Annotated in this window: 5 protein-coding genes; 4 read left to right on the top strand and 1 reads right to left on the bottom strand. The window is 43.7% G+C overall.

Going from position 1 to position 6,296, the window contains the following annotated elements; all coding sequences use genetic code 11:
* Positions 1 to 165 precede the first annotated feature (165 nt).
* Positions 166 to 2,100: an ATP-binding cassette domain-containing protein gene (locus G5T77_RS08115; protein WP_166139086.1), complete on the bottom strand. Its 1,935-nt coding sequence runs from the start codon at positions 2,098 to 2,100 to the stop codon at positions 166 to 168.
* A gap of 211 nt (positions 2,101 to 2,311) precedes the next feature.
* Here G5T77_RS08115 and G5T77_RS08110 point away from each other — a divergent pair, with 211 nt between their 5' ends.
* The 4 genes from G5T77_RS08110 (at position 2,312) to erpA (ending at position 6,241) form a co-directional block, all read left to right on the top strand.
* Positions 2,312 to 3,316, top strand: coding sequence for a putative solute-binding protein (locus G5T77_RS08110; RefSeq protein ID WP_166139089.1), 1,005 nt, complete (start codon positions 2,312 to 2,314; stop codon positions 3,314 to 3,316).
* A 254-nt stretch (positions 3,317 to 3,570) separates the two neighbouring features.
* Positions 3,571 to 4,581: a putative solute-binding protein gene (locus G5T77_RS08105; protein WP_166139092.1), complete on the top strand. Its 1,011-nt coding sequence runs from the start codon at positions 3,571 to 3,573 to the stop codon at positions 4,579 to 4,581.
* A gap of 194 nt (positions 4,582 to 4,775) precedes the next feature.
* The gene (locus G5T77_RS08100; RefSeq protein WP_166139095.1) at positions 4,776 to 5,789 is read left to right on the top strand and encodes a putative solute-binding protein; all 1,014 of its coding nucleotides are present in this window, start codon (positions 4,776 to 4,778) and stop codon (positions 5,787 to 5,789) included.
* A gap of 116 nt (positions 5,790 to 5,905) precedes the next feature.
* The gene (erpA, locus tag G5T77_RS08095; protein WP_004780362.1) at positions 5,906 to 6,241 is read left to right on the top strand and encodes an iron-sulfur cluster insertion protein ErpA; all 336 of its coding nucleotides are present in this window, start codon (positions 5,906 to 5,908) and stop codon (positions 6,239 to 6,241) included.
* Positions 6,242 to 6,296 lie beyond the last annotated feature (55 nt).

The following is a 6,296-nucleotide window of genomic DNA, read 5'->3' as shown; positions in this document are numbered from 1 at the left end:
AAGATTCGGTTTACGCATTAACTTAATCGCTGCACTGGTAAACCGGATGAACTTGCAATAACGACTTTCGCAAGAGATCTAATATATAAAAAGTATAAAAAAAGAGATTAGCTCCAGTTGCAGCTAATCTCTAAGATTTGAATCAAGGTTTAAAACTTAACCTTCCTAAAAAGATTGCTCCAAACTTTCTAGCTCCATCATCAGTTCCAGCATTTGCTCTTCGGCAGTTTCCAGTTTCTGTTTCAGTTCAGTCTGCTCGTTCATGAGTTTCAGCAAGTCATCTTTACGCGCAGCTTCATATAAAGCACTATCTGCTAGCGATTCTTCAATTTCTGCCAGACGAGGCTGTAACTTGTCGATTTGCGCTTCGCATTTTTCAATATTCTTGCGAATCGGACGAGTCTGCTCACGGCGCTGGGCAGCCAGTTTACGCTGTGCTTCTTTATCTACTTTGGCTACCACCACAGGTTTAGCTTCTGTTTCTACTACCTGTGCTTTGGCTAAGGCATTCTGTGCATTGATCTGCTGTTGACGCGCTTCACGTAACCATTTGGCATAGTCCTGCAAATCACCCTCAAATTCGGTACAACGTCCGGCATGTACTAACAGCAATTCATCACATACTGTCGCAATCAATTGACGTTCATGCGAAACGAGTACCACCGCACCTTCAAAATCCTGTAAAGCCATAGTCAGGGCATGGCGCATATCCAGATCCAGATGGTTTGTCGGTTCATCCAGAATCAGTACATTTGGACGCTGCCAAACAATTAAAGCCAAAGCCAAACGTGCACGTTCACCCCCAGAGAAACTCTCACATGGGGTATCCATGCGCTCACCGCTAAAACCGAAACTGCCGAGGAAAGAGCGTAAAGAAGCTTCACTAATTTTTGGATCGGCGATACGTGCCAGTTGTAGCATTGGGCTGGCATTAGCATCCAAAGCATCCATCTGATGCTGAGCAAAATAACCGATATTGAGTAATTCTGAGGCTTTACGTTGACCATTTAATAAAGGCAAATCTCCGACTAAGGTTTTGATTAGGGTTGATTTACCCGCACCATTCATTCCCAGTAAACCAATGCGAGAATTTGGGGTGATTTGCATGTTAATTTTGCTGGCAATCGATTTATCGCCATAACCAATTTCCGCCTGTTCCAAGGCCAGAAGTGGTGAACTCATTTTGGTCGGTTCACGGAAACTGAAGGTAAAAGGCGTATCTACATGAGCAGGGGCGAGATCCTGCATACGCTCCAGCATTTTGATCCGGCTTTGGGCCTGACGTGCTTTAGTTGCTTTGGCTTTGAAACGGTCAATAAATTTTTGTAAATGTGCTCGGGCTTCCTGCTGTTTCTCAAAGGCCTGTTGCTGTTGCGCCAGACGCTCGCTACGGGTCACTTCAAAAGTTGAATAATTACCGGTATAGAGGGTGAGTTCCTGATTTTCGATATGCAGAATATGATCCGTCACGGCATCCAGAAAATCACGGTCATGCGAAATTAGCACTAAAGTGCCTTCATACGCCTTTAACCAGTCTTCGAGCCACAAAATCGCATCCAGATCCAAGTGGTTGGTCGGTTCATCGAGTAATAGCAGGTCTGAACGGCTCATCAGGGTACGGGCCAAATTCAAACGCATCCGCCAACCGCCTGAAAAGCTGGAAACATCTAAGCGAATCTGATGATCCATAAAGCCTAAACCAGCCATTAACTGTGCTGCTTTAGAGGGAGCAGAATAGCCATGAATTTCGTCGAAACGGCCATGTAACTGTGCCAGTTCAGCATCGGATAGTTGTTCCGGATGTGCCAGTTTGGCCTGTATATCCCAATACTCTTCATCGCCTGACAGAACAAAATCAATGGCTGGCATATCTAGAGCTTTAATTTCCTGAGCCATATGCGCTACGGTCCAAACGGATGGACGGGTTAGCGAACCCTCATCTGCACTGAGCTCACCTAAAAGAGCCGCAAACAGGGTAGATTTTCCTGCGCCATTCACGCCGGTTAAACCAATTTTCCAGCCGGGATGAAGCTGCATGGAGGCTTTTTGAAATAACACTCGCCCACCACGGCGTAACGAAACTTGGTCTAACTGAATCATTGAACTTACTAACAAGGGCAAAAGAGAATGCCGCTATTCTAATGGAAAGCCGGGAGAAAACAAAAAATCTTCGTTGCAGTTTATCCTGTTCAGGCTTTAAAAATTTATAGATTCATATATGATGAACTATGTTTTGAGTAAATACTCTATTTTGTTTAAAAACCGAAAGATAGAGCCATCAAGGTTCATAATAATATTGAGTAGAATAAAAATGAAAAAAGGATTTTTAATTTTATCTGCACTGGGCCTATGGGCTTCGAGTGCACATGCTGCCCCAGTCAATGTCTGTGTATTTGATTTACTGGGAAAATCGGGTGAATCCTTCAAACTGCTGGAAGAATGGGCATTAGCCAGCAAGCAGTGGGGGGCTACGGTTCAATTGATTGCTTATCAGGATGAAGCCAAAGTCGATCAGGATGCCAAAGCCGGAAAATGCGATGGCTTCTATATGACCTCCATGCGCGCGCGAGCTTATAACAAATTTGCAGGCTCCATTGATGCCATTGGCGGCGTTCCTAATAATGACATTGCCATGAAAGCGGTGAGTTATGTGCTGGATAAGCGTAATACCAAGCGCATGACCACTCAGATTGGCAAGGAAAAATTTGAAGTAGCCGGTATTGGCCAGATTGGTCCTGCTTATATCTTTGTCCGTGATCGTAATATGAACAAGCTAGAACATATTAAAGGCAAGAAGTTTGCTGTGCTGCATTATGACTATGCCCAAACCATTATGGTGAACCGGGTAGAAGCTGTACCGGTAAATTCGGAAATTTCCAATTTCATCCGTAAATTTAATCAGGGTGAAGTGGATATTGTGGCAGCGCCCGCTTATGCCTTTAAACCTCTCGAAGTGACCAAAGGACTGGGCCAAAAAGGAGGCATGATTAACTTTCCGGTGGTCAATGTCACAGCAGATCTGATTATTCGACCGGATAAATTTCCGGAACAGTTTGCAGCCAATTCCCGACAATGGTTTGTTAAGCAGTTACCACGCAGCTTCGCGATGGTGAAACGTATGGAAGCAGAAATCCCGCGTAAATATATTCTGAACCTGAGTCGTGAGGAACAGGTCAGTTATCAGAAAATTCTGCGTGAAGGACGCATGGATTTAACCAAACAGGGCATCTATGACGCTGGCATGATGACAGTATTAAAACGGGCACGCTGTACTGTAGAAAGAACCAATTTTGAGTGCTCAATTAGTGGTGAATAGTTTTAAAATCATGTATATCTTTGTAACTACAGCGAAGGAAATGTAATTCAAAGTAGCCAAGTTAAAATATTAAGATACTGATATATTTATAAAAAAATCGAATAAAGGAAATCGGATAAAGCTCATTTATCTTTATAGGCCAAAAAACGGCTTTTATCTGGAGTAAATGCTCTATTTTTTTGAAATAAATTTGCTTAATATTTGACGCGTGTACGGATACTCAGCTAACAACAAGATTTCAAAGGATAACTAAAATGAAAAAAACACTCTTATCATTGGCTGCATTTTCTGCATTTGGTTTTGCAGGTGTGGCACATGCAGAAAAGGTCGATATCTGTGTGTTTGACCTACTTGGTAAATCTGGCGAGTCTTTCCAGATGGCTCAGGAATGGGCACTGGCAGCAAAAGGCTGGGGCGCAGATATTAATCTGATCGCTCGTCAGGATGAAGCCGTCGCTGACAATGACTTTAAGGCTGGCAAATGTGATGGCGTATTCATGACCGCCATGCGTGCCCGTCAATATAACAAGTTTGCCGGTTCAATCGATGCCTTAGGTGGTGCTCCAAGTAATGCCATTGCACAGCGTGCGATTAGCTTCGCTTTAGATAAGCGTAATGCGGCTAAAATGGTTACGACCATGGGCGGTAAAAAGTATGAGGTGGCCGGGATTGCGCCACTGGGTTCAGCTTTTATCTTTGTGCGTGACAAAAACATCAACTCTATTGAAAAAGCCGCAGGGAAGAAGTTCGCTGTTCTTGGCTATGATGATGCGCAAAAAATCATGGTTCAACGTGTAGGTGCTCAGGCCGTAGTGTCTGATGTATCCAACTTCGTGGCCAAGTTTAATAATGGCCAAGTCGATATGGTGGGCGCACCGGCGTATGCGTACAAGCCACTCGAAATCTATAAAGGTCTGGGCAATAGCGGTGCGATGTTTAACTTCCCGGTACTGCATGTCACCTCTGACTTTGTGATCCGTCCGGAGAAATTCCCAGCCGGTTTTGGCCAGAAGTCTCGTGACTGGTTCATTAAAAACCTGCCTAAGAGCATGGCGATGATTAATCGTCTGGAAGCTGGTATTCCAGCGAAATATAAGCTGAATCTGAGTGCAGGAGATAAAACCAAGTACCAGAAGTTATTACGTGAAGGGCGTATGGATATGACCAAGCGTGGAATCTATGATGCCAGCATGATGTCGGTACTGAAACGTGCGCGTTGCTCTGTCGATAAAGCCAACTTTGAATGTTCACTTTCTGGCGAATAATTTGATTTTTAAGGAAAAAAGCTTAGATTTATCTAAGCTTTTTTTATATTAAACAAAGTCAGATCTGCCATTGCAGATCACAGCAAAGCAGTTAAGCTGATTAAAAATAATGTTTTCATGTTTAGTATAAAAAACAATAACATGTAGCACTTAAAGCAGATAACAAAAACAAGGCAATCAAGGAAAGCAAAATGATGCAGAGAGGATGGAAAGCCCTGGCTGTAGGTGCAGCACTCACGGCAGTTTCAGGTCTGACGCAGGCTAAACAGGTGGTATGTGTATTCGATCTGGTCGGCAAAAATGGTGACGTCTATGCCGTAATGAAAGACTATCAGTTGGCTGCAAAAAACTGGGGTGCTGATATCGAGCTTAGGGTAAATACCAATGAAGCTGTCGTCGCAGAAGATTTTAAAGCCGGTAAATGTGACGGGATCAGTGTTACCGGTATGCGTGGCCGTCAGTTTAACCGTTTTACCGGTTCACTCGATGCGATCGGCGCAATTCCTGATCTGAACCTGGCGGTAAAAGTTATGCAAGGCCTGGCGAGTCCGACCTTTGCCAAGCTCATGGTTCAAGGCAAGTATGAAGTCGCAGGGGTAATTCCGGTAGGCGATGCCTTCCTGATGGTCAATGACCGGAGTATTAATACTGTTGCAAAAGCAGCAGGTAAAAAAATTGCTGTACTTGACTATGACGAAGCACAAAAAATCATGGTTCAACAAGTGGGTGCACAGGCAGTCAGCGCCGATGTGACCAACTTTGGCTCTAAATTTAACAATGGTCAGGTCGATATTATTGGCGCGCCGGCTGCTGTATTTAAACCGCTAGAACTGCATAAAGGTTTGGGTAGCAAGGGTGCTATTGTGAATTATCCGGTATTGCAGGTCACCGGTAATATTATTATTCGTCCAGATAAATTCCCGGCAGGATATGGACAAAAATCACGTGAATGGGTGAAAAGCCAGTTACCACGTGCTTTTGGAATTTTGGGTAAAATGAAGGCAGATATTCCCTCTAAATACTGGATGGATATTCCTGAAGCAGATAAGCCAGGTTACCAAAAGCTGATGCGTGATTCGCGGATTGATCTGACCAAACGGGGTATTTATGATAAACGCATGATGAAGTTACTCTGGCAATTCCGCTGCAAGCAAAATCCGAAAAACTTCGAATGTGCATTACAGGATGAGAACTATAAACAATCCTGATAAAATTACTCTGATTTGACTTTTAATCTGTACAGACTGACCATATATTGAGTGTGTTATACTTGAAATATGGTCTTTTCTTTTTAAAGACATTCCATTCAACAGAGGAATCCGCCATGAATGCTCAAGCGCTTGTGCTCACCGACAATGCCGCAAATAAAGTACGCCAGTTGCGTGACAGTGAAGGTAACCAAGACTTAATGCTCCGTGTGTATGTCACCGGTGGCGGTTGTTCAGGTTTCTCTTATGGCTTTAACTTTGCGGAAAGCCAAAATGAAGATGATGCAGAATTCGTCAATGGCGATGTCAAAATGCTGGTCGATTCTCTGAGCTATCAATATCTGGTCGGTTCAGTGGTTGACTATGTTGAAGGTCTGGAAGGTTCACGTTTTGTGGTACAAAACCCGAATGCGACCACGACCTGTGGTTGTGGATCTTCATTCTCGATCTAATACCTATCAAGTTGAATAAAAAAGTCCTCATATGAGGTAATGCCAGTCAGTTAAG

The organism is Acinetobacter sp. GFQ9D191M (assembly GCF_011174875.1).
GTDB lineage: Bacteria > Pseudomonadota > Gammaproteobacteria > Pseudomonadales > Moraxellaceae > Acinetobacter.
Note: the sequence above shows the minus strand (reverse complement) of the source record. Positions and strands in the feature narration are given on the sequence as shown.